Here is a 21,679-nt window from a genome sequence, read left to right as displayed (position 1 = left end):
GGAGCTTAGCGGTTGGGATAGAAATGAAAAGGGCGTCCGGTGATCCGAACGCCCTCTCCTATACGATAGCTTGAAGCCAGATCAATCGTCGCGGCGTTCCGGCGGCGCGAGGCTTTCGATACCGCGCAGCAATTCTTCTTCGCTGATGGTGTCGAAATTGATCGAGTCGTCGCCATTGGCGCTTTCGATCAGCGGAGCAGCATGCTGCTCGGGCTCGTCGACTTCGACATATTTCTGCAGCGAATGGATCAGGTCTTCGCGCAGGTCTTCCGGCGAAATGGCGCCGTCGCCGATTTCACGCAGGGCAACGACCGGATTTTTGTCGTTATCACGGGATACGGTGATCTGAGCGCCGGAGGAAATCATGCGCGCACGATGCGCAGCCATGAGGACGAGATCGAAGCGGTTCTCGATCTTTTCAATGCAGTCTTCAACGGTGACGCGGGCCACGAACGTCTCCAAAACTTATGGAATGAACGCTTCCCATACACGAGAGGTTATCAGGATACAAGGTTTGCACGCACTTGTGCAGGATTGGCTGATTTCCAGTGGCGAAAAGGTGAGCGCAGAACGCTTGCGGGGGCCAGAGCAAATGTGCGAATACCGAGTTTGACGGATAAATTGAGCCGCGGAACTTAATTTAGCTGCTTTTTGCCCGCTATCGGGCGCAAGTAATTTTGCAGCCTCGCTGCTGGGTACAGGAGTTCATCATGCCCATTGATCCGCGCGAAAAAATTGTATTGTTCATCGATGGCGCCAATCTCTACGCGACGTCCAAGGCCATCGGCGTCGATATCGACTATCGGCGATTGCTGACCGAGTTCAGCGGCAAGGCCTATTTACTGCGTGCCAACTACTACACCGCGCTTGTGGAGGATCAGGAATATTCCTCGATCCGGCCATTGATCGACTGGCTGGATTATAACGGCTTCACCGTGGTGACGAAGCCCGCCAAGGAATTCACCGACGCGGCAGGCCGCCGCAAGATCAAGGGCAATATGGATATCGAGCTCTGCGTCGATGCGCTGGAGCTGGCGCCCTATTACGATCACATGGTGCTGTTTTCCGGTGATGGCGACTTCACCGCGCTGGTGGCGTCCCTGCAGCGCAAGGGCAAGCGCGTGACCGTAGTGTCGACGCTGACCACCTCGACGCCGATGATTGCCGACGATCTGCGCCGGCAGGCGGACTTTTTCATCGATGTGGCGGATCTCGCCAAGAGTGTGGGACGCCCGCCGAGCACACGGCCGGTGGTTGCGCCAGCAGTCGTGCCGGTGGTGGATGACGAAACAGACCCGGATTGAACGGGCGTCGGTGAGCTAGCCCCCGTCAGGGTGTTGGATGCACCGGCTGATGCGCCGGGCGGCCGAATGGCAGGCCTGGCGGGGCATTGTCAAAGTCGGTGGATTGACCACTGGGCGGCAGTGCTTCGCCCTCCTCGCAACGAATGAGGATGGCGCCCTGCATGCCGCGCAGTACTGCGCCAAGCTCGGGCGGCAGTTCGGTCACTTCGGCGGGCAGAGCGTTCAGTTGATCGGCGAGCTCTGGGGGCAATTGCTTGGCGGGCCGCAGGCTCGCGCTGCAACCGGCTGGAGCATTGCGCAAGGTCACCGCGGCAATGTCGTCCAGGCCGAGCGCCACATAATATTCCGGATCGTAGACCGCTATCTCCAGCTCTTTGCCGATGCGATAGGCCTGGGTCGGCACGAGGGAGAACTCGAGGACGGTCCGGCCGCCGACATAGGACATGCGGCCATCGGGGCCGATCTCGAAATGCAGATCGGTCGCCCCCTCCCCGGCATAGGTGTAGAATTCGCGCCGGGCCAGATCCGCCATGCTATCGCGCGTCAAATCCGAGAGCTCGTCGCCGCTGACCTTGCCGTCGCCGTTCGTGTCCAGACCCTGGATTTGCCAGGCGGAAATTGCCCGATCGAAGCTCCAGCGATGCTCGATGGCCGTGACGTTGCCGGCATCGTCGAAGGCAATCGTCGTCTCCGCATCCACGAAGACATGGGGATGTGCAAAAGCCCATCCAGAAGTGAGCAGCAACGCCGCCAGGGCGAGGCCCGATGAAAGGGCATGAAAACGCAACACTTCTGCCCTAGATAGATTTGCCGGGTCGGTCGACTTTAGCAGAGCTGCAAGCATTGAAAAGACTGCGCCGATATCGCCGCCATGGGGTCGCTCTGCTGATGGCTTGTGCCATAGCGCCGGCTTGGGGCGCAGGCGCCATCGCCGCCGAGCTGGCGGTGACGATGAACCAGACGGCCATCACGATCCCCATCGCTGAATATCTGGTGGTGGATTTTGATCTCGACGGGCAGATCGTGCCCATGGGCTTCAGCGACGACCCTGAGATCAGCAAGCGTCGCGCGAGCTTCTTTGCAGCCAACCCCGGCACATTGCCGGCGGTGCAGCTGCGCTACCTGTTCTATCTGGCACGGGCGGCCTGTAGCGGCGAAGGATTTCTGCTGTCAGCCTGCGAAAGCCGCGACGGCACCGGCACTGCGCAGATCGTGCAGATGGTGCTTCGTTCGGGCAGCGTTCCCGGCGTGGGTACGCAAATGCTGCGCCCGGCCGAGCTATCACCCGCCGACGTGGAAGGCGAGGTCGTGACATATGACCAGCCGGGCTGGAGCTATATGGAGACGCTGGTGGACGGGGACCGCCTCGCCGCAAGCTGCGCGCCGGCCAAAGAGGCCGGCTGGGGCCTGACCTGCCGACACAGTGCGTCACTGGCCAATGGCATTTTCTACCAGGTGGACTTCCTGATGAAAGGGAAGGACGCAGCCGAGGCGAGTGAAATCCTGCGGGCGAGCCATGCCGCCGCGCAGTCTCTGACCTCGCAATAGCAGGCGCTAGCCGCGCCCGCCTTCTTTCATGATGCGGGATTTGTCGCGGTTCCAGTCGCGGTTGCGCTCGGTTTCGCGCTTATCGTAGTTCTTCTTGCCCTTGCCCAGGCCGATCAGCACTTTGGCGCGGCCCTGGTCGTTGAAGAAGAGTTTGAGCGGCACGATGGAATTGCCGGCGCGGGAGACTTCCTGGCCGAGATGGGCCAGTTGCTTGCGCGACACAAGCAATTTCCGGGGCCGCTTTTCTTCGTGGTTGAAGCGGTTGGCCTGCAGATATTCGGGGATATGGGCGTTGATCAGCCACAGCTCGCCCTTTTCGGGCGAGGCGTAGGATTCGGTGATCTGGGCTTTGCCCAGACGCAACGATTTAACCTCGGTGCCGGTCAGCACAAGGCCGGCCTCGAGGGTGTCGATGATCTCGTAATCGTAGCGCGCGCGGCGGTTTTCAGCCACGAGGCCGTGGCTGATTACACCGTTCTTGGATTTGTCGTTCTTGCTGGCCATAAAGGTTAGATAAGTCCTGCATGGCTCAATGCAAAGTCCATCGCCTCTTGCGTTGGCTTGCTGATCGGCAAAAGCGGCAGGCGCAGCTCGTTGGCACAGAGGTTGAGCCGGTTGGCGGCATACTTTGCCGGCGCGGGATTGGGCTCCATGAACAAGTCCTTGTGCAGGTAAGACAGCTTGTCCTGAATGGCCAATGCGCCCTTGAAATCGCCGGCGAGCGAGAGCTCCTGCAGCCGCGAGCAGAGGCGCGGGGCAATATTGGCGGTGACCGAGATACAGCCATGGCCGCCATGGGCGTTGAAGCCCAGCGCCGAGCTGTCATCGCCGGACAGCAGGATAAAATCCTTGCCGAGCTTGGCGCGCTGCAGGCTGGCGCGCTCCATATTGGCCGTCGCGTCCTTGACGCCAATGATATTGGAATGCGCCTCTGCCAGGCGCGCGATGGTGTCGACGGTGAGGTCGACGGTGGTGCGGCCGGGTACGCTGTAGAGAATGACCGGAATGCCCACGGCACTGGCCACGGCCGAGAAGTGCTGGAACAGCCCTTCCTGGTTAGGCTTGTTATAATAGGGCACGACGGAGAGCACGGCATCGGCGCCGGTTTCTTCGGCGAAGCGGGCCAGCGAGACGGCTTCAGCAGTCGAGTTGGAGCCGGCGCCGGCGACTACCGGAACGCGCTTATTGGCGACTTCGACGCAGATTTCGACGACGCGGCGATGTTCCTCGTGGCTGACCGTGGGGCTTTCGCCCGTGGTGCCAACCGGAACCAGGCCGTGTGTGCCCTCCGCGATCTGCCAATCGACAAAGCTCGAGAAGGCTTTCTCGTCCACTGCCCCATTAACGAAGGGAGTGATGAGTGCCGTAATCGATCCTCTGAGCATTTGCCTGTTATTCCTCGGTTTGGTGAATGCCACAGTTCAGCCGTGGCGGAGTGTCATAGCCGTTTGATAGCGGCTGATTTGAGTGGCGCACCATAGTTTTTATTGCATGCCATCACAAGGCGGCAGCGACATGACCGGCATCTGACGGGCGGCGGCAACCTGATGTTTACCCAGATGGGGTAACTTTGAGTTAACCGCAAGGATGGGGGTTCTTGCCGGCTGATTGAATGTGAGCAGCAGGACGGCAGATGGGACACAGCTTTCGAGCGGGCCTCATTGCAGCGGCGCTGGGCGTTTTAAGCATAACCCCAGTGGCCGATGTGATCGTGGCCAATGACACCATTGATAATGTGGTTACCGGCTCGATTGGGAGCGGAACGACGACGCCTGCCCCGGACAATAAGGGCTCTGTGGCATTCCGCGCAGCGCTGGACCTGCTGGGCAGCAACGATGCGGCTGGCGCCTATCAGGCAGCCCGCGCCCTGCCCGATGCGCTTGAGCGACGCACGGTGCAATGGGCGGCGATCTACTTCAATCCCGGCAAAGTCGATTATCATTCGGTGCAGCGTTTTGCTGCGGACGCGCCTGATTTTGCGGCCAGCAGTGTTTATCGGACGCGGATTGAGCAGGCGTTACTCAAGGCCGAGCCTACCGATGCCGATGTCATTGCGGCGTTGGGCGGGGCGGTGCCCAATACGATCGAGGCCCAGGTAATGCTGGCTTCGGCCTATCTGGCCGAGGGGCAGAAGGAGCGGGCAACGCGGCTGGCCCACAGCATCTGGATCGACAATTTTTTGACCCCGGAGCAGGAAAAGGCCGTGCTGGACAAGCTCGGCACCCTGATCGATCGCGACACGCATTGGGCGCGGGCGATGCATTTGATGATGCATGATCGGGCGCAGGCCAGCGAGCGACTGCTGGAGTTTTTGAGCCCGGCGCAGAGATCGCTGGTGGTGGCGCGGGCGGCCGTGTCGCGCAATGATGCCGATGCCAAAAAGCAACTCGATAGCGTCGATCCCTCGATGCAGTCCAACCCGGTCTTTATCTTTTCGCGAGCACAGCGGGCGCGGCAATTCGAGCTATGGCAGAGCGCCGTCGACTGGCTCAACAAGGCGCCGGCCGAGCTGCCGGATGCGGCCGAGTGGTGGTATGAGCGGCGCGCGCTGATCCGCCAATTGCTCAATGCAGGGCAGCCCAAACTCGCCTATCAGACGGCTTCCGGCTATACCAAGGGGCCGGATGGTCGCGTGGTGGAAGCGCAATTCCATGCGGGCTGGATCGCCCTGTCATTTCTTGATGACGCGGCGGCGGCCAAGCAGCATTTTACCGCACAAAAGGCCCTAGCCACCCTGCCCGACACGGTGAGCCAGGCCAATTACTGGCTGGCGCGGGCCAACACCAAGCTGGGTGACTCCGCCGGAGCCAAGGCGGCTTATGAGGCGGCGGCGCGCTATGGCAATGTCTATTATGGGCAATTGGCGCGGGCGGAGCTGGGGCACAAGGGCGTGGAAATCCGCCCCCTGCCCCGCTGGCAGGACAGCGAAAGCCTGTTCAATGCCAACCCGATCGTACGGGCCATTCGCCTGCTCGCGGCCAATGGGCGGCAGAGCATGGCCGTGCCGCTGCTGCGCTATTATGGCGAGGGGCTCAAGAGCGGCGGCGAGTTGTTGCTAGCGGCGCGGCTGGCGCAGGAAATCGGCGCCCACAATGTTGCAATTCTGATTGCCGATGCGGCCGACAAGCTGGGCGTACCGCTGGATCTGTTTAGCTTTCCCAAAGATGGCTTGCCCGCCGACGCCCAATTGGCGGCCGACCGGGCCGCAGTCTATGCCATTGCGCGGCAGGAATCGATGTTTCAGCTCGACGCGATCTCCTCCTCCGGAGCGCGCGGGTTGATGCAGCTGATGCCCGGCACCGCCAAGGAAGTGGCCGGCAAGGTGGGAGTCGACTATTCGGCCAGCCGGTTGATAAGCGACGCCGCTTACAATGCGCTGTTGGGCTCGACCTATCTCGGCACGCAATTGGAGCGGTATGACGGCTCGCTGGTCCTGGCGGCGGCGGCCTATAATGCGGGGCCGGGCAATGCGAACAAGTGGATTGCCGCCTATGGCGATCCGCGCGCCGAGAATGTCGATCCGGTGATCTGGGTGGAACTGATCCCCTTCCAGGAGACGCGGAAATATGTGCAGCGCGTGCTGGGCAATTACCTGGTCTATCGCGAGCGGCTGGGCGATGGCGGGCTGACGCTGCAAGAAGCGTTGCGGACAATCCGGTAATGAATGCCGGATTTCGCTTGAGGCCAATGCGGCCCCTTCCCTAAATGATGGCCATGGCCCGCAAACGCACAATTCCCGACGATCATCCCGCTTTCGCAGCCCTGCCAGTGACCCGGGTGAGCGTGTCGGCCGGGCATTTGCGGGCGGCGGTCCATATTTCGGGGCGGCTTTCCAGCCAGCGGCTGCCGGTGGTGTGCATCCCCGGTTATCAGCGCAATATGAGCGACTTCACCGAGTTCGCGGCCTATTTCCAGCGCATGGGCGGCGGCAATTGGCCGGTGGTGTTGCTGGACCTGCCGGGCCGCGGGCGCGCCGACGATCGGGCGCGGCCCCAAGATTATAGCTCACTGGCCGATGCGCGGGACGTTGCCAGCATATTGCCGGCATTGGGGATCGAACAGGCGGTGATTTTGGGCCAGGGGCATGGTGGACAGGTGGCCATGGCGCTGGCGAAGGACCATCCGCTGCTCGTGGCCGGAACGGTGCTGCTAGACGCGGGGCCGGTGACGGATTCACGCGGCATTGTGCGGCTGCGCAGTAATCTCAAGCATGTCGAAAGTCTGCGCGGCGGCAAGTTCGTGACTGCGGGGTTCCGCCGCATGCTGAGCGGGGATTATCCGGGTCTGCCGGAAGCGCGGCTGGATGGGCTGATGGGGCGCAGCCATGTGATCGATCGTCGTGGGCGGGCCCGACCGCTTTACGATGCGCGGCTGATCGAGGCGCTCAGCAGCATCAATTTCGACGATGTTCTCGTGGCGCAATGGCCGCTGTTCGACGCGCTGCGCTGCGCGCCGCTGATGTTGCTGCGCACACAATTGACCGATCAATTGCGCCGCGAGACCTTCGACGAGATGCAGCGACGGCGGCCTGACGCCCTCGCGCTGACCATTGCCGGGCAAGGCTCGCCTGCCCTATTCGATCAGCGCGATGAGATCGAGGCTGTTGCCGACTTCGTCATTCGCACCAGCCGAGCGGCGTTGGGCCGCGCGGCTTAGGACCAATCGACATTCAACTGATGCTCGCCTGCAAATGGAGGTTTTCTGCGCTTCCGGTGCTCACGTACCCAAAAGTACGCTGCGCGCCGGTTCTCGAAAACCACCATATTCGCTGGCGCGGACCTTCGGTTCGGCTCAGCCTGAGTGAAAGTCGATTGGTCCTAGCGCTCCTAATAATGCTCCGGCAGCACGGTAACGACGATGCGGCGGTTCAGGCGCTTGCCGGCGGGCGTTTCGTTGTCGGCGATCGGGCTGGATTCGCCATAGCCGACCGCATAGAGCCGGTCTGGATTAACGCCGCGGGTGATCAGGGCGGCGATGACGGCCTCGGCACGAGCTACCGATAGGGCCAGGTTTGAGGCTTCATCGCCATCCGCATCGGTATGGCCTTCGATGTGTACGACGGCATCGGGGCAAGCAGAGAGGTCGGCGGCCAGTTCATCAAGTGCGGGTTCGGACTCCGCAGTGATAATGGCGGCGCCGGATTGGTAGAGGATGGCGTTGCGGGCCGAGAAATCGGCAAGCGGCGCCACACAGGCGGCGACGTCAGCGGTGCCGGTCGACGGTGTTACGGGAGCGGCGACCGCGGGAACGGCGACTGGTTCGGGAATGGCGATAGTGGCCGTCCATTCGGCGGGGTTCGTCGCGGCGGCGATGGCGGTCTTGATGGCCTCGGCTGTGACGCTATCGGGCGCGGTGCCGGACAAGGTCCAGGCATCGGCGCTGTAGTTCAGCCGTCCATCGGTCAGTCGGGTTAGTTGCTGCAGGCCGAGTTGGGCATTGGCGACAAAATCGTCCGGGGCGCCGGGGGCGACAGAGAGAGCGTCGATGGAACCGCCGGTCTGGGTGGCAAGCGCCTGCAGATCGGCGTCGGAGGGAATCTGGCCGCTCAGGACAGTCTGTCCTTCAGCGCGCGTTGCCGAGAAGGTATAGGCGGGGTCGATAGTTACGGGATTCTGCTCTGGATCTGGTGCCGGCGCTTCAGCCGCGGGCTCGGGGGGAGACTCGGGCGCAGTTGGCGTAACGACCGGCGCAGCGGTTGCGACAATGGCCGCGGGTGCAGCTATGGCCATGGACCAACCGGCGGCGGCAAGCCGCTTGCTGGTGAACTCGGCTTCGATGGCGGCCTTGTCCTCCGGCGATTTCGCTGTGCCGGTCAATGTCCAGGCGGAGCCCTGCAGCTCAATCTTGCCCTCGGACAGACGCTGCAGCAAAGCCAGGCCGGTTTGTGCCGATCCGCTGAAGCCGTTGGGTGCTCCAGAGGCGTAGGTCATGCCTGTGCGCGCATTGGCCCCAGCTCTGGCCACCAGTGCGGCCTCATCATCCGGGCTGGGCACGGACCCGGACAGCATGACGGCACCATCGGTAGATTTCGCGGCGGTCCAGGCGAAATTGGTGGCTACGGCCGCGGTGATCTCGGCTTGGGCAAGAACGAGGCCTTGCGGCGTACCGGCGGAGACGGCGTTGCGGAGGGCCTGATAATCGGCGCTGGAACGGGCTATGCCACTGATCGTAATGACGTTCTGGCGCAGGGCGAAGCGGCCCTCGCTCATGCGCGCCAGCACCGAAAGGCCAAAGTCGACAGCTGGTCGATAATTGCCGGGCGCCCCGCTCCCCAATTTGAGCCACGAAATATCAGCGCCCTGGAACTGGCGCAGGGCTTGCCGGGTAGCATCGTCAGGCGCGTAGCCGTCGAAGACGATGGTCCCACCGGGCTGCAGCGTGGCGCTTACCCAATAATCGGCAACGCGCGGCGCATCCAGGGTGACGATACTGCCACCGGACTGGAGTTGCGCCAGAATGAGCGGGGCAGGATCAAGGCGCCGGGCACCATCATTCGCGGCTGCGCTCGTGAGACAAATGGCTGTTGTCGCCAGAGCCATGGCTAGCCCCGGCGCGACCCATTTGATGAGGTCCTTGATCATGCCCGTTCCAAAAAGAGAGTTCCGCAATTGGCGGCAAACCTAGAGCATTTCGTCTGGCTTTGGAACGAAAATGCGTGGGTTAAGTGATTGGATTTTATGTGAGATTCAGATGTTGAACGCGGTGGGATGGCAGGAGATGAGCGAAGCGGCGAATCATGTCCCGTCTAGCGCTCGGGAATGAAACGGAGGCTCCCGCCTGCCGGGGAATGACACTGTGGGTAGGCGCAATGACGGTGCGTGAGAATGGCCGCCGAAGACGTCAACCCTAAGAGGGAGTGAGCGCGCGACAAAAAGAAAGGCCCGGCAGAGCCGGGCCTTTCCCAATCCATAAGAAGGATCGACGATTAGTCGAAGGTCTTCTCGGCAGTGAACGACACCTTGTAGGCGCTTTCGGTGGTCGCTTCGCCCTTGAGGCTGGAGGTGAAACCACCGCCAGGAGCCCACTTCAGGCCGAGAGCGGCGTAGCCAATGCTATCGACGCCCGGGTTGTTGAGCTCAACGGCGTCGCCGAAGTAGCCACCAACTTCGCCGGTAACTTCGATGGTTTCGGTGACGGCAGCAACGAGCTGAGCCGCAACCTGAACGGTGTCCACATCGAGCGAGTCATCGTGGAACCAACGGCTGCCGAGGTTGATCTTGATACCATCGGTGATGGTAGCGCCAACCGAACCGCCGAGGCCGTAGCCTTCGTCGCCATAGGCGTCAACGAATTCACCCGACAGAGCGACGGTGAACATATCGAAGCCGGCTTCAGCCGAAATCAGGGCATGCAGCTTGGAATCGTCGAGGATCTCGTTCTGCAGGTAGCCGATGGCTGCGCGGACCTTGAACTGCTCGAAGGTGCCGGTGGCACCAGCATGCAGGCCGTAGAAGTCAGCTTCGCCATCGAGGATGCCGCCGGTGAAACCGGTCAGGTGAGCAGTGACGGCTTCACCAGCATAGCTGACGACACCGACAAGAGTACCAGCCAGTTCAGAGCCAGTGCGCTCAAGGATGCCATCGTCCTCGGCGTCATAGTCCCAGCCGCCATCGAGGTTTTCGAGGCCGACGCCGACCGACACGCCGTTGCCGAGATCGGAAACGACCTGGATCACGTGACCGCCGAAGCCGTCTTCGTCGCCTTCGAGCAGGATGCCGTTGTCAACTTCGTTGTAGCCGAAGGTACGCAGGAAGTTGAAAGGCTGCGAGTCACCGAAGTTACCGATGGTGCTCTTCTTACCGGCCATCAGGACGGTCGAGTCACCAACAGAGACGTAAGCTTCGCTGATCAGCTTGCTTGCGTCTTCGTCGAGGTTGTCGCCGTGAGGATCGATCGGGCCTTCGTTCTGCACGTCATAGCGATCGTTCAGTTCCAGCCGCAACACGGCCTTGGCGGTACCAAAATCGCTGTCAGCCGAGCCGACGAACTTCAGCCAAGCCTGGGTCTTCGAGCGCCAATCCAATTCACCGTCAACGTCCGAACCGGCACCAATCGTGTTGATGTTACCGCCGGTGCCCAGGATATTGTCGGTCAGACCAACAACGCCCAGAACTGGCTCGTCCTTGTAGTCGCCCCAGTAGAATTCATACTTCACGCCGCCCGAGATCTGCAGGCAGTTGGTGTCCGACGAGATCGTCAGGCCCGAAATGCCGAGCGAGTCGCAGACGTCCAGCGACGTCAGCACGCCCAGATCGGCTGCATAGCCAGCGGTCGAGAGACCAGCGGCGGCAATAGAACCGAGGATAAGGCTCTTGAGTTTCATTATTTGACCTCCAAAGTCAGTCATTCTTGGTGCCGGTTACCCAGCGGTTTGCCGTAACGCGACCACACTATCGTGGTGCAGTGTGTTGCCGTCGCGTTGCGACCGACAAACGATCCCATGCATGGATTCGCAAGACCCACTCTACGCATGCAAACTTTGGACGCAATCGAACAAAGCCGGTTTTGGGGCCGCCACAATATGGTTGCACCCCCAATGTTGCAGATTCAGCACACAGGCGGTAACCACTCGTTAAGGCGGGTGAATCCGGGGTTAAATTTTCTATCTTTTGAAGGGGTTAACAGGCTCTTGCCGTCATAAACGGGCAAAGTTATGCCCTTGGCGGGCTTTCACGCCGCCCATAAGGTCGCCGCAATGCCGTGGCGGGAATGTGCCGAAATCGGGACGCAATGGGGCAGCGCGCTGCCGGCAACGGGGAATATGCATGACACATCAGGACAAAGTCGCTGTTATCAGCGGGGGTAGCTCGGGGATTGGCCGGGCGGCGGCGATCGGCTTCGCCAAGGCGGGATACCGGGTGGCGATCTGCGGACGGCGTGCGGAGGCCCTGGAAGCAGTGGCGGCGGAAACCGGCGCCTATTGGGCGACATGCGACGTGACGGACCCGGCGCAGGTGGCGCATTTCTTTACCGGGCTGCGGGCGCACCATCCCCATATAGACGTGGTGTTCAACAATGCCGGGCGCTTTGCGCCGGCCCTGCCCTTCGGGGATATCGATGTGCCGACCTGGCGCGAAATGATCGATACCAACCTCAATGGCGCCTTCTATATCGCGCGCGAGGCATTTCGGGCGATGCGAGACCAGAGCCCGCAGGGCGGCCGGATCATCAACAATGGCTCGATCTCGGCGCATGCGCCCCGGCCGGGCGCGGCGAGCTATACGACGTCCAAGCACGCGATCACCGGGCTGACCAAGGCGATTTCGCTGGATGGGCGGGCATTCAACATTGCCTGCGGGCAGATCGATATCGGCAACGCCGCGACGGACATGACCAGCCACATGAATTCGGGCTCGCTGCAGGCCAATGGCACGATCATGCCGGAGCCGACATTCGATGTGGCCCACGTGGTGGATGCGCTGCTCTATATGAGCGGGTTGCCGCTGAGTGCCAATGTGCAGTTCATGACCGTGATGGCGACGACCATGCCGTATATCGGGCGGGGTTAAAGGCCGGCTGCCCGGTACACTGGCGCGCCCGATATCCAGGTGGAGCGGACATGGCGATCGGCGTCGAGGTGGACGAAGTTTGCCACCGCGCCGGGACGGAGATGACCATAGTCCGTGGCGATGCCCATGGCTTGAGCTGGGTAGAGCGAGGCCATGCGCAAGGCCTCATCGAGGGGCAGGCCTATGCTGGTGTGCATGAACTCGACAGCGTCGATCATATCGAGGTCGGCGCCGGCCAGCGTGCCATCGGCAAGGCGCAGGGCGCCGTCGGAACGGGTGATCGTTCGGCCATTCAGCGTCAGCGTCTTGATGTCGGTGCCGGTTTGGGACATGGCGTCGGTGACAAGGAAGATGCGGCCGGGGCCGGATTTGGCGCGGAGCGCGACGTCGATCGAGCCGGGATGGACGTGAATGCCGTCAGCGATCAGGCCGGCGAAGACGGTGTCATGCGCAAGGACGGCGCCGACGACGCCGGGTTCGCGGTTGCCGAGCTGGCTCATGGCATTGAAGAGATGGGTGGCCATGCTGGCGCCGGCGGTGAAGGCCGCGGCGGTTATAGCAGCACCCGCGTCGGAATGACCGATGCTGATTATGATACCGGCGGCGGACAAAGCCGCGATCTGGACCGGGGTGACGGTTTCGGCAGCGACGGTGCAGAGTAGGTTTGGCACCTGAGTGCGCGCGGCGAGCAGACGGGCCAGATCGGCCTCATCCATTGGGCGGATTAAAGCCGGGTCGTGGGTGCCCTTGCGGGCGACGGAGAGGTGGGGCCCCTCGAGGTGAAGGCCCAGGAAGCCAGGGACACGCTGCGCGGTTGCGGCGGCGCCGGCGGCGATGGCGCGGATATTGACCTCGACAGTGTCGGTAATCAGCGTGGGCAGGAGCGCGGTGGTGCCGAATTGGGCGTGCGCGGCGCAGATGGTGCGGATGCCCTCAAGCGTGGGGTCATTGTTGAACAGCACGCCGCCGCCGCCATTGACCTGCAGATCAATAAAGCCGGGCACCAGCATGCCGCCGGCCAAATGGACGGTTTGGGCATTGGTGGGAACAGCACTCGCCTCGATCATGCCACTGACTTGGCCGAACTCGATCAGCAGGGCTGCGTCGTCCTGCCAATCGTGCCCATCGAAAATGCTGGCGCCTGTTACCGCGAGAAGATCGCTCATACCGTCTCGGTCACCTTTTTGAGCAGGCGCGGCTCATCGGGGTTGAGGCCGCGATGGCGGGCGAGCGCTTCAACGAAGCCATAGAAGGAGACGATGAGGGCCAGCGGGTCGGTGATGGGATGGCCGGTGGCCGCGAAGGGCAGACGCGTGGCCGGGCCGGCCAGATCGCTGGTAAGGAAGGCCAAGGCGCCCTGCCCGGCCAGCTTATGCGCCATTTCGGCGACGGAGGGTTCAGCGGCATCGCGGGCGGCCAAAGCCAGCACGGGATAGCCCGGGGTTACGATGGAGACCGGGCCGTGCATCACTTCGGCGGAGCTATAGGATTCGGCCTGGACGCCGCAGGTTTCCTTGAACTTGAGCGCTGCTTCATTGGCGATGGCCCAGCCGGGACCGCGCCCGAGGACATAGAGCGCATTGTGGCCATCAAGGGCGCCGATCAGTTCGGACCAGTCGCAGGCAACCGCGGCGGCCAGCGATTCCGGCAGAGCATGAACGGCGCGGGACAAGTCGGCGTCACCGCTCCACTCGGCTAGCAAAGCCAGGCCGGCAACGATGGAGGACGCGAAGGTTTTGGTCGCGGCAACCGATTTTTCGACGCCGGCATGCAGGTCGATGGTGAAATCGGCGCTTTCGGCCAGTGGCGAGGTGGCGGTATTGGTGATGGCAATCGTAGTAGCGCCACCGCGCTTGGCGGATTGAGCCATGCCGACAATGTCGGGGCTTTTGCCGGACTGGGAAATGGCGATGGCCACCGCGCGATCAAGCCGGAGCTGCTTGTTGTAGATCGAGGCAATCGAGGGACCGATGGAGGCCACCGGCAAGCCCAGCGTCAGTTCGATGGCATATTTGAGATAGGTAGAGGCGTGGTCGGACGAGCCGCGCGCCACGGTGGCGACCAGAGAGGGGTCCCGATCGCGCAGAGCGGCGGCAGCGGCGGTGATGACCGGCGCGCTCTTGTCGAGGAAATTGGCCACGGCGCTCGGGATCTCATCGATCTCGCGGCGCATATGGGTCTGGTTCGTCATGGTTTGGAGGCTCCAGTGGACGGCGTGTCTCCGATCCGCAGTTCGGCGACGAAGTCATAGGTATCGCCCCGGTAGATGGAGCGGGTGAATTCGATAACCCGGCCAGAGGCCAGATAGGATGTGCGCTCGATATTGAGGCTGGCCGAGCCGGGGGCAACCTGCAGCAGATCGGCATCGTCAGCGCCCAGATTGGCGGCCCGGATGCGCTGGATGGCACGGATGGGCCGATTGCCGGAGCGTTCGAGCAGCTTATAGAGCGAATCCGAAACGACAGCCGGATCCGGCAGCACACGGGCGGAGAGGCTCGCCCGCTCGATGGCTAGCGGGGTATCGCCGGTGAGCCGCAGGCGGGCGATGCGAGAGACATGCTCGCCGGGCGACAGGCCAAGGATAACGGTCTCCTCCGGCGAGGGAAGATAGAGGCCGCGATCAAGCCATTCGGAGCGCACGGCCATGCCGCGGCGAGCCATGTCTTCGGTGAAGGAGGTGAGTTGGGACAGCGATTGCTCGACGCGCTGCGGCTGGGGGGCGACGAAAGTGCCCGAGCCGTGCCGCTGCACGAGAACACCATCCTGCACCAGTTGCAGCACCGCCTTGCGGACGGTGACGCGGGACACATCGACCTTGAGCGCCAGATCGCGCTCGGAGGGCAGCGCATCGCCAGGGCTGATGGCGCCCTTGTTGATGGCGTCCTCGATCCAGCGCTTGAGCTGGAGATAAAGCGGGCCGCCAGTGGGCAGGACCACCGGGCCCTCGAAAAACAAACTATTGGTCAGGTCAGCCACGGCTCCCCCGCATAAGACGCTAGCGCTTGCCCGCATCAAGATACCAATAAAATACCATTCACCAAGCCAAAAATGACTCCTGAGGGCGATTGGCCGGGCATAAGCGGATAATTCCTTGTCGTTTCGGCAAAGTGAGGCTGCCAGCGTCACCCCGGCGAGAGTGAGTGCGGAAGTGGTATTTTTTTGGCATTACCCGGCGAAAAGCCAGTTGATGCGATAAAAAGTAGAAAAAAGAGCATGGCTTTGTCGAAAAGCCGCTAGGCGGCTCGTCGATAGCTTGAACCCGCGACACACGGAGATTGCCAAATGACTGCTCAAGCCAACGCCACCCAGGACACCAATCGCGACCTCGTGCTGACCCGGCTGATCGATGCGCCGCGCGAGAAGCTCTATGCCGCCTGGACGCAGCCTGAGTTGCTGACGCAATGGTTTGCGCCCAAGCCCTGGTCGACGCCGAGGGCGGTGCTGGATGTGCGGGCCGGTGGCGCCTGCGTAGTGACGATGGCCGACGAAAGCGGCACCGAATATCCAAATCCAGGGCAATATGTGGAGGTCGTGCCCAACGAAAAGCTGGTGTTCACCGATGCCTATATCGGGGACTGGGAGCCCTCGGCCAAGCCGTTCATGACGGTGATCCTGACCTTCACCGAAGAGGCCGGCAAGACGCAGTACACGGCGATCGCCCGCCACTGGACTGCGGAAGACCGCAAAAGCCACGAAGATATGGGGTTCCATGAGGGATGGGGCATGTGCACCGACCAGTTGGAAGAACTGGTCAAGCGCATCTGAGGCGGACCAACGCTGTGTGACGCCGTAGCAAAGGTTGTGGCCGCAAAGGCTGCACTTAGGCCAGATACGCGCATAGCTTGCCTTCTGCGCCCATTATGTCAGGCTCCTTGATGTCGAGTCCCTTTCTTGAGGAGGAAAACAATGGGTTTTGACGGTGTAGGCTGGCTTGCGGCAATCATCATCGGCGGTGTTGCCGGGTGGCTGGCCAAACAGTTCATGCAGACCAATACAGGGCTGCTCATGAACATCCTTCTGGGCATTGTCGGCGCCATCGTCGCCAGCCTGGTGCTCGGGCTATTGGGCATCTCGTTTGGCGGGTGGATCGGCTATCTGATTGCCGGCTTCATCGGCGCCTGCATCATCATCGCGATCGGCCGCGCCGTTACGCGCTGAGTTTTGTCATCGCACTGGACCCCGAGCGTCTGCCCGGGGTCAGCCTCGTCGACGTGCCGCCGTCCCGAGACTCTTCGACTCGATACTGCGCCTAGATCCTAAGGGGCAAAACAGAGCTAGGGGAAAGTGGCGGAGAGGATGGGATTCGAACCCACGAGACCCTTTTGAGATCTGCGCCCTTAGCAGGGGCGTGCCTTCGGCCACTCGGCCACCTCTCCGACAAGGGGTGGATAGCGGGCAGGTTCCTGGATGGCAAGTGGTTTCTGACGATGGGTGTGGAAGATGGCGAATGGCGCCGCCCTGGGAGCGGCGCCGAAGGTTTATTTGCCGACGAGCAGGCCCCTGGTGACGGCGGGGCGGGCGGCCAGACGCTCCATCCAGGCTTTCACATTGGGAAATTCCTCGATGTCCTGGCTTTGGTTCTTCCAGCCCTGGGCCCAGCCGATGGTGGCGATATCGGCGATGGAATAATCGCCGGCGATGTAGTCGCGGCCTTCGAGCTGCTTGTTCAGCACGCCATAGAGGCGCTTGGTCTCGTCGATATAGCGCTTTTGTGCATAGGGCAGCTTTTCGGGCGCGTAGAGATTGAAGTGGTGGTTCTGGCCGAGCATGGGGCCGAAGCCGCCGACCTGCCAGAACAGCCATTCATCGACCTTGACCTGGGCACGCTGGTCGGTGGGGTAGAGCTTGCCGAATTTGAGGGCGAGATATTTCAGAATCGCGCCGGATTCGAAGATCGAGATCGGCTCGCCCCCCGGCCCTTCTGGATCGATGATGGCGGGGATTTTGTTATTGGGCGAGATGGCGAGGAAATCGGGGGCGAATTGCTCCCCTTTGCCGATATCAATGCGGTGATAGGTGTAGGGGACGCCCAGCTCTTCGAGCATGATGTGGAGTTTCTGCCCGTTCGGGGTGGGCAGCGAATAGGCTTCGATCGGCTTGGTCTGGGTGGTCATGGCACGTCCCGTTACTAAGGTGTGGGCAGATATATCGGCGGGAGACGATGGATGGCAAGGCCGGGGTAAGCAGCCCTGCCATCCACAAGCGTCAAAGCCCTATTCCCGCGACAGCCGCAGCTGGGGATGGCCATTGCTGGTATGGGCGGGCGAAACGCCATTGATACCAATCGTGGCGGTAACGCGCTGGCGGAAGGCGGAGAACAGCTCGGAGGTAACCACATCGACGGGCTCGTCGAATTTGATGGTCACCTGGTAGTGCTGCATATCGCTGAGCAATTGGACGCCAATGACGAGACCACGGAAATTCTGGCCAAGGTAAGTGCCCTTGACGCGGTGGCCGACCTGGACGGGCGAGGCCACGCGTTCGGGCAACATGGCGCGGGCGGTGTTCCAATCGCGATAGCCATGGGCCTTGGCGATGGATTCGAGCGCGGCGCCATGGGTGATGGGTTCACCGGTGCGGGCGCGTTCGTCGCGATAGGCCTTGGCTTCGGATTTCAGCGTTTGAATGCTGGGAGTATCGAGCGAAAAAGACATGAAAAGGTCCTCTCATTTGCATGAGGCTGCTCAAATCACGGGAGCTCGCATTGCCATGAAGCGCCTCGCAAAGATGAACCAGTTTCCTGGATGTCTTGGCTTAACGAGCTGGACTTCACCATCGGAAATTGCTTTCCGGCGAGCGGCGGGTGCCAGTAACCTTGCCGACAGATGAGGCGTTGCGCCCGGTTTGTCAACTTCATGGCTGGGATGCGCCATCAAGCGGGCTGATGGGCGGATCAGACAAATGTGTTGGGCAATGGCCTTTCCAGCGGCTAGGGCTTTCTGGAGGCGGAGGACTATAGCGTGTTTGAAGTATTGTTGCTGATTGCGGGGCTGGTGGGTGGCGCGTTGAACTCGCTGGCGGGGGGCGGCTCGTTCATCGTGTTTCCGGCGCTGCTGGCGGTGGGGGTGCCGCCGGTGATCGCTAATGCATCCAACACCTATGCCGCCCTGCCCGGCTATGCCAGCGGCGCGGTGGGTTACTGGCATGCCATAACCAAGCACAAGGACCGGCTGGCGCTCTATTCCATCATTTCGGTGATCTTCGGCTGGGTTGGGGCCGAATTGCTGCTGGTGGTGTCGGACGAGCAATTCTCGCTGGTCGTGCCCTGGCTCATGCTGTTCGCGGTGTTGCTGTTTGCGTTTGGCAACCGGCTCAATGCCTTTGTGGCGGCGCATAGTGGCGGACGGCGGGGGATGAAGCTGGCCGGGACGGTACTGCTGCTGGTGTTCCTCGCCGGGGTTTGCGTCTATGGCGGGTTCTTCAATGCGGGTCTCGGAATCCTGCTGCTGGCGTTTCTTGCCACTGCGGGGATGAGCGACATTCATGCCATGAACGGGCTCAAGCTGTGGATTTCCACATTGGTGGCGCTGGTGGCTGTGGTGCGGTTTGCGCTGAATGGATCGATCGATTGGTATCATGGCTCCATCGCGCTGGTGGGGGTGACCGTGGGTGGATATCTGGCGGCCCGCAACGCGCATCGCGTGCCGACCGGAGTGATCCGGGCAGCGGTGATTGTATATGGGGTGTTTATGACCGGGTATTTCTTTTGGGGGGCTTATGCCTGAAGTCTCTCCCCTTGAGGGAGAAGGTGCCCTTCTAGGCTTCTGGCATGGGATGACGCAGAACCCCTCACCCTGATCATTCTGCTGAACGCAGAATGATCTGTCCCTCTCCCACAAGGGGCGAGGGTTGACGACTGATAGTTCGGCGTCAGTCGGATTTTCTGATCCAGACGGCCGCGTCGTGGAAGGTGGCGCCGCCGAAGGGAGGCGCGGGGGTGGCGTTGGTTAGGGTGTTGATGCCCTTGCCGCCCCGGTGGGATTTGTTTTGGTGCAGGCCTTCGGCGATGAGGACGCCGGTGGGCAGACCGGTGCGGATGCGGGCGGTGAGGTGGACGCTGCCGCGGCGATTGCCCAGGGTGACGAATTGGCCTTCCGCGATGCCCAGGCGCGTGGCGTCGTCGGGGTGGATGAAGACCGAGGGGACGCCTTCGCGCTTCTGGCTGCCCGGGGTTTCGTTGAAGGACGAATTGAGGAAGGCCCGGGCCGGGCTGGTGGCGAGGCGGAACGGGTGTTCGGCGTCGGTCTGTTCGATGACGTCCCAATGGTCGGCAAAGCGCGGCATATCGGCGGGGTCGCAGGTCCAGAGATAGCCCTTCTTGTCGGCGGCGCCCTGCCAATTGGCGGAAAAGCGGAAGCGCTTGTCGGGCCAGGCGAAGCCATCGGCATAGCGGGCGACGGCGTCGGGGCGTTCGCGATCGACAAAGCCGGTTTTTTCGATCTCGTTGAGATCGCCATAATTGGAGCGGTGGAAGGTTTCGGCGACGAGGTCGCGGTCGCCGGTTTTGAAGCTCGCGTCATCGAGGCCGAGACGCAGCGCCAGGGCGTTGATGACTTCGTGGTTGGAACGGGTTTCGCCGGGACGCTCGATAACGGCGGGGCCATAGAGCACCCGGGTGTGGCCGCCACGGGTGTAATAATCGTTGTGCTCGAGGAACATGGTGGCGGGCAGGACGATATCGGCCAGCTCGGCCGTTTCGGTCATGAACTGTTCGTGGACGACAAGGAACAGGTCTTCGCGAGCCAGGCCCTGGCGCGCCAAAGTTTGGTCGGGGGCGACCGAGGCGGGATTGGTGTTCTGCACGATCATGGCCATGACCGGGCCGCCGTTTTTCAACGCCTTGGCATTGCCGGTGAGGATGGGGCCGATCTCGGACATGTCGAGCCAGCGCGGATCGCCCTTTTGCAGATGCGGGCCCGTGATGCGGGATTTGTCGAGTTGCCAGGTGCCCGAATTGGAATGGAAAGCACCGCCGCCGCGATGCTGCCAGGCGCCGGTCATCGCAGGGATGCAGAGAGCGGCATGCATGGCGGTGGCGCCGTTGCGCTGGCGGGTGAAGCCATAGCCGAGGCGGAAGTATGAACGCGGCGTGGTGCCGACGAGATGGGCAAATTGGGTGATCTGCTCGACGCTGAGGCCGGTGATTTCGGCGGCCCATTCCGGGGCTTTGGTGGCCAGATGGGCTTCGAAATCGGGGCCGAAATCGGTGAATTTTGCCATATAGGCGCGGTCGGCGAGATTGTCGCGCAGCAGGATATGCATGACGGCCACGGCCAGGGCGCCATCGGTGCCGGGGCGCAGGACAAGGCCCAGATCGGCCTGGGCCATGGTGGCGGTTTCGTAGATGTCGATGACGACAACCTTGGCGCCGCGCTCCTTTTTGGCCCGCATGGCATGGGTCATGACATTGACCTGGGTGTGCACCGCATTGGTGCCCCAGATGACGACACAATCGCTTTCGGCCATTTGCTCGGGATTGACCCCGCCGAGCATGCCGGTGCCGGCGATATAGCCGGGCCAGGCAGTGCCGGTGCAGATGGTGTCGTATTGACGGGAATAGCCCTTGGCGGCGCGGAGGCGATCAATGCCATCGCGCTGCACATGGCCCATCGTGCCGGCGTAATAATAGGGCCAGATGGCCTCGGCGCCGTGCTCGGCTTCGATCTGGCTGAAGCGGGCGGCGATTTCGTCCAGCGCTTCGTCCCAGCCGATCTGCTGCCACTGGCCGCTGCCCTTGGGGCCGATGCGGCGCAGGGGATGGGTCAGGCGATCGGGGTGGTGGATGCGCTCGGCGTAACGGGCGACTTTTTCGCAGATGACGCCGGCGGTATAGGGATCGTCCTTGGCGCCACGGACGCGGCCGATGGCGTGGTCGTCGATGATGTCCACATCCAGCGCGCAGGCGGAGGGGCAATCATGCGGGCAAACCGAACGGGCGGTGCGAAGGGCGACTGGTTTGTTCATGGGACCAAAATAGCGCAGGGGCGAAGGGGCGTCCAAGCGATTGTTTTGATCGCGGGATCAAGGGGCGTGATGGGCGTGCGGAAGCGCCGCCTGGCGCGGTTCTCGGATGGACGGACGGACCCCGAGACGGCTTTCGCCTCGTGATGGGTTTAAAAATGAGGCGGACGCCACCTCGGGGTGACGGGACTTTATCGGACGGCGCGATCGCAGGCCCCAGCGCTCGCCGTAGCTCCCGCCCGATTGCCTCGTCCGCTCGACCCGGAGCGGAGCGCGACCTCCCCTCCCCCGGCTGGCTCCCGGACGCTCGTCGCTGCAGCGCCGCCCGTAACCCGGAAGATGGAGGGAGTATGCGGG

20 protein-coding genes and 1 tRNA gene are annotated in these 21,679 nt (G+C 62.2%); 8 read left to right on the top strand and 13 right to left on the bottom strand.

The genetic code is table 11. From position 1 onward, the window contains the following. Positions 1–81: 81 nt before the first annotated feature. Positions 82–450, bottom strand: a complete 369-nt coding sequence (gene rpoZ, locus ACI3KW_RS19460) for a DNA-directed RNA polymerase subunit omega (RefSeq protein WP_035097740.1) — start codon at positions 448–450, stop codon at positions 82–84. Positions 451–710: 260 nt separating this feature from the next. On the opposite strand from rpoZ, the gene ACI3KW_RS19455 reads away from it, so the two are divergent. Beyond that, complete coding sequence (locus ACI3KW_RS19455) at positions 711–1,304, top strand: NYN domain-containing protein (RefSeq protein WP_404849470.1); 594 nt, start codon at positions 711–713, stop codon at positions 1,302–1,304. A gap of 25 nt (positions 1,305–1,329) precedes the next feature. Here the strand turns inward: ACI3KW_RS19455 and ACI3KW_RS19450 are convergent, their stop codons facing one another. After that, positions 1,330–2,091 (bottom strand): DUF1007 family protein, encoded by a 762-nt coding sequence (locus ACI3KW_RS19450; RefSeq protein WP_404849469.1) that lies wholly within the window; start codon positions 2,089–2,091, stop codon positions 1,330–1,332. 56 nt (positions 2,092–2,147) lie between these two features. Here ACI3KW_RS19450 and ACI3KW_RS19445 point away from each other — a divergent pair, with 56 nt between their 5' ends. Then, on the top strand, positions 2,148–2,852 hold the full coding sequence (locus ACI3KW_RS19445) for a hypothetical protein (RefSeq protein ID WP_404849468.1): 705 nt from the start codon (positions 2,148–2,150) through the stop codon (positions 2,850–2,852). A 6-nt stretch (positions 2,853–2,858) separates the two neighbouring features. Here ACI3KW_RS19445 and smpB read toward each other — a convergent pair whose 3' ends face one another. Both smpB and dapA read right to left on the bottom strand, forming a co-directional pair. After that, a complete protein-coding gene (smpB, locus tag ACI3KW_RS19440; RefSeq protein WP_052153155.1) occupies positions 2,859–3,356 on the bottom strand; it encodes an SsrA-binding protein SmpB in 498 nt (165 codons plus the stop codon). A 5-nt stretch (positions 3,357–3,361) separates the two neighbouring features. Further along, positions 3,362–4,237: a 4-hydroxy-tetrahydrodipicolinate synthase gene (dapA, locus tag ACI3KW_RS19435; protein ID WP_404849467.1), complete on the bottom strand. Its 876-nt coding sequence runs from the start codon at positions 4,235–4,237 to the stop codon at positions 3,362–3,364. A 248-nt stretch (positions 4,238–4,485) separates the two neighbouring features. Here dapA and ACI3KW_RS19430 point away from each other — a divergent pair, with 248 nt between their 5' ends. After that, positions 4,486–6,513: a transglycosylase SLT domain-containing protein gene (locus ACI3KW_RS19430; RefSeq protein ID WP_404849466.1), complete on the top strand. Its 2,028-nt coding sequence runs from the start codon at positions 4,486–4,488 to the stop codon at positions 6,511–6,513. A 53-nt stretch (positions 6,514–6,566) separates the two neighbouring features. After that, a complete protein-coding gene (locus ACI3KW_RS19425) occupies positions 6,567–7,508 on the top strand; it encodes an alpha/beta fold hydrolase (RefSeq protein WP_404849465.1) in 942 nt (313 codons plus the stop codon). 170 nt (positions 7,509–7,678) lie between these two features. Here ACI3KW_RS19425 and ACI3KW_RS19420 read toward each other — a convergent pair whose 3' ends face one another. Beyond that, positions 7,679–9,433, bottom strand: a complete 1,755-nt coding sequence (locus tag ACI3KW_RS19420) for an OmpA family protein (RefSeq protein ID WP_404849464.1) — start codon at positions 9,431–9,433, stop codon at positions 7,679–7,681. Between the two features lie 344 nt (positions 9,434–9,777). Further along, positions 9,778–11,175 (bottom strand): hypothetical protein, encoded by a 1,398-nt coding sequence (locus ACI3KW_RS19415; protein WP_404849463.1) that lies wholly within the window; start codon positions 11,173–11,175, stop codon positions 9,778–9,780. 442 nt (positions 11,176–11,617) lie between these two features. On the opposite strand from ACI3KW_RS19415, the gene ACI3KW_RS19410 reads away from it, so the two are divergent. Next, positions 11,618–12,361 carry an SDR family oxidoreductase gene (locus ACI3KW_RS19410; protein WP_404849462.1) on the top strand — a complete coding sequence of 248 codons (744 nt, stop codon included), beginning with the start codon at positions 11,618–11,620 and terminating at the stop codon, positions 12,359–12,361. Here ACI3KW_RS19410 and nagA read toward each other — a convergent pair. From nagA to ACI3KW_RS19395, 3 genes are read right to left on the bottom strand one after another with little or no spacing between them, the layout of a single operon-like run. Next, on the bottom strand, positions 12,358–13,527 hold the full coding sequence (gene nagA / locus ACI3KW_RS19405) for an N-acetylglucosamine-6-phosphate deacetylase (protein WP_404849461.1): 1,170 nt from the start codon (positions 13,525–13,527) through the stop codon (positions 12,358–12,360). The two genes, ACI3KW_RS19410 and nagA, sit on opposite strands and share 4 nt — an antisense overlap. Beyond that, positions 13,524–14,552 carry an SIS domain-containing protein gene (locus ACI3KW_RS19400; protein ID WP_404849460.1) on the bottom strand — a complete coding sequence of 343 codons (1,029 nt, stop codon included), beginning with the start codon at positions 14,550–14,552 and terminating at the stop codon, positions 13,524–13,526. The genes nagA and ACI3KW_RS19400 overlap by 4 nt, the downstream gene beginning before the upstream one ends. Beyond that, positions 14,549–15,337 carry a GntR family transcriptional regulator gene (locus tag ACI3KW_RS19395; protein WP_404849459.1) on the bottom strand — a complete coding sequence of 263 codons (789 nt, stop codon included), beginning with the start codon at positions 15,335–15,337 and terminating at the stop codon, positions 14,549–14,551. The genes ACI3KW_RS19400 and ACI3KW_RS19395 overlap by 4 nt, the downstream gene beginning before the upstream one ends. 306 nt (positions 15,338–15,643) lie before the next feature. Between ACI3KW_RS19395 and ACI3KW_RS19390 the strand changes: the two genes are divergently transcribed. Both ACI3KW_RS19390 and ACI3KW_RS19385 read left to right on the top strand, forming a co-directional pair. Further along, complete coding sequence (locus ACI3KW_RS19390) at positions 15,644–16,126, top strand: SRPBCC family protein (RefSeq protein WP_404849458.1); 483 nt, start codon at positions 15,644–15,646, stop codon at positions 16,124–16,126. 141 nt (positions 16,127–16,267) lie between these two features. Next, positions 16,268–16,519: a GlsB/YeaQ/YmgE family stress response membrane protein gene (locus ACI3KW_RS19385; protein ID WP_113121616.1), complete on the top strand. Its 252-nt coding sequence runs from the start codon at positions 16,268–16,270 to the stop codon at positions 16,517–16,519. A 127-nt stretch (positions 16,520–16,646) separates the two neighbouring features. On the opposite strand, the gene ACI3KW_RS19380 is transcribed toward ACI3KW_RS19385, so the two are convergent. The 3 genes from ACI3KW_RS19380 to ACI3KW_RS19370 form a co-directional block, all read right to left on the bottom strand. Further along, a tRNA-Ser gene (locus ACI3KW_RS19380) sits at positions 16,647–16,737 on the bottom strand. Between the two features lie 102 nt (positions 16,738–16,839). Continuing rightward, positions 16,840–17,475 carry a glutathione S-transferase N-terminal domain-containing protein gene (locus tag ACI3KW_RS19375; RefSeq protein WP_404849457.1) on the bottom strand — a complete coding sequence of 212 codons (636 nt, stop codon included), beginning with the start codon at positions 17,473–17,475 and terminating at the stop codon, positions 16,840–16,842. 99 nt (positions 17,476–17,574) lie between these two features. Continuing rightward, complete coding sequence (locus ACI3KW_RS19370; RefSeq protein WP_404849456.1) at positions 17,575–18,015, bottom strand: glyoxalase superfamily protein; 441 nt, start codon at positions 18,013–18,015, stop codon at positions 17,575–17,577. A 306-nt stretch (positions 18,016–18,321) separates the two neighbouring features. Here ACI3KW_RS19370 and ACI3KW_RS19365 point away from each other — a divergent pair, with 306 nt between their 5' ends. Beyond that, positions 18,322–19,086 (top strand): sulfite exporter TauE/SafE family protein, encoded by a 765-nt coding sequence (locus ACI3KW_RS19365; RefSeq protein WP_404849455.1) that lies wholly within the window; start codon positions 18,322–18,324, stop codon positions 19,084–19,086. A gap of 145 nt (positions 19,087–19,231) precedes the next feature. Here ACI3KW_RS19365 and ACI3KW_RS19360 read toward each other — a convergent pair whose 3' ends face one another. Continuing rightward, positions 19,232–21,325, bottom strand: a complete 2,094-nt coding sequence (locus tag ACI3KW_RS19360) for a molybdopterin-dependent oxidoreductase (RefSeq protein WP_404849454.1) — start codon at positions 21,323–21,325, stop codon at positions 19,232–19,234. Positions 21,326–21,679 lie beyond the last annotated feature (354 nt).

It is taken from the genome of Devosia sp. ZW T5_3 (assembly GCF_044987315.1).
Lineage (GTDB): Bacteria > Pseudomonadota > Alphaproteobacteria > Rhizobiales > Devosiaceae > Devosia.
Note: the sequence above shows the minus strand (reverse complement) of the source record. Positions and strands in the feature narration are given on the sequence as shown.

Excerpts from the sequence above, each read along its gene's own strand:
- ACI3KW_RS19455 (WP_404849470.1), top strand. The coding sequence starts at position 711 with ATGCCCATTGATCCGCGCGAAAAAATTGTATTGTTCATCGATGGCGCC.
- smpB (WP_052153155.1), bottom strand. The coding sequence starts at position 3,356 with ATGGCCAGCAAGAACGACAAATCCAAGAACGGTGTAATCAGCCACGGC.
- dapA (WP_404849467.1), bottom strand. The coding sequence starts at position 4,237 with ATGCTCAGAGGATCGATTACGGCACTCATCACTCCCTTCGTTAATGGG.
- ACI3KW_RS19430 (WP_404849466.1), top strand. The coding sequence starts at position 4,486 with ATGGGACACAGCTTTCGAGCGGGCCTCATTGCAGCGGCGCTGGGCGTT.
- ACI3KW_RS19425 (WP_404849465.1), top strand. The coding sequence starts at position 6,567 with ATGGCCCGCAAACGCACAATTCCCGACGATCATCCCGCTTTCGCAGCC.
- ACI3KW_RS19420 (WP_404849464.1), bottom strand. The coding sequence starts at position 9,433 with ATGATCAAGGACCTCATCAAATGGGTCGCGCCGGGGCTAGCCATGGCT.
- ACI3KW_RS19415 (WP_404849463.1), bottom strand. The coding sequence starts at position 11,175 with ATGAAACTCAAGAGCCTTATCCTCGGTTCTATTGCCGCCGCTGGTCTC.
- ACI3KW_RS19410 (WP_404849462.1), top strand. The coding sequence starts at position 11,618 with ATGACACATCAGGACAAAGTCGCTGTTATCAGCGGGGGTAGCTCGGGG.
- nagA (WP_404849461.1), bottom strand. The coding sequence starts at position 13,527 with ATGAGCGATCTTCTCGCGGTAACAGGCGCCAGCATTTTCGATGGGCAC.
- ACI3KW_RS19400 (WP_404849460.1), bottom strand. The coding sequence starts at position 14,552 with ATGACGAACCAGACCCATATGCGCCGCGAGATCGATGAGATCCCGAGC.
- ACI3KW_RS19390 (WP_404849458.1), top strand. The coding sequence starts at position 15,644 with ATGACTGCTCAAGCCAACGCCACCCAGGACACCAATCGCGACCTCGTG.
- ACI3KW_RS19385 (WP_113121616.1), top strand. The coding sequence starts at position 16,268 with ATGGGTTTTGACGGTGTAGGCTGGCTTGCGGCAATCATCATCGGCGGT.
- ACI3KW_RS19375 (WP_404849457.1), bottom strand. The coding sequence starts at position 17,475 with ATGACCACCCAGACCAAGCCGATCGAAGCCTATTCGCTGCCCACCCCG.
- ACI3KW_RS19370 (WP_404849456.1), bottom strand. The coding sequence starts at position 18,015 with ATGTCTTTTTCGCTCGATACTCCCAGCATTCAAACGCTGAAATCCGAA.
- ACI3KW_RS19360 (WP_404849454.1), bottom strand. The coding sequence starts at position 21,325 with ATGAACAAACCAGTCGCCCTTCGCACCGCCCGTTCGGTTTGCCCGCAT.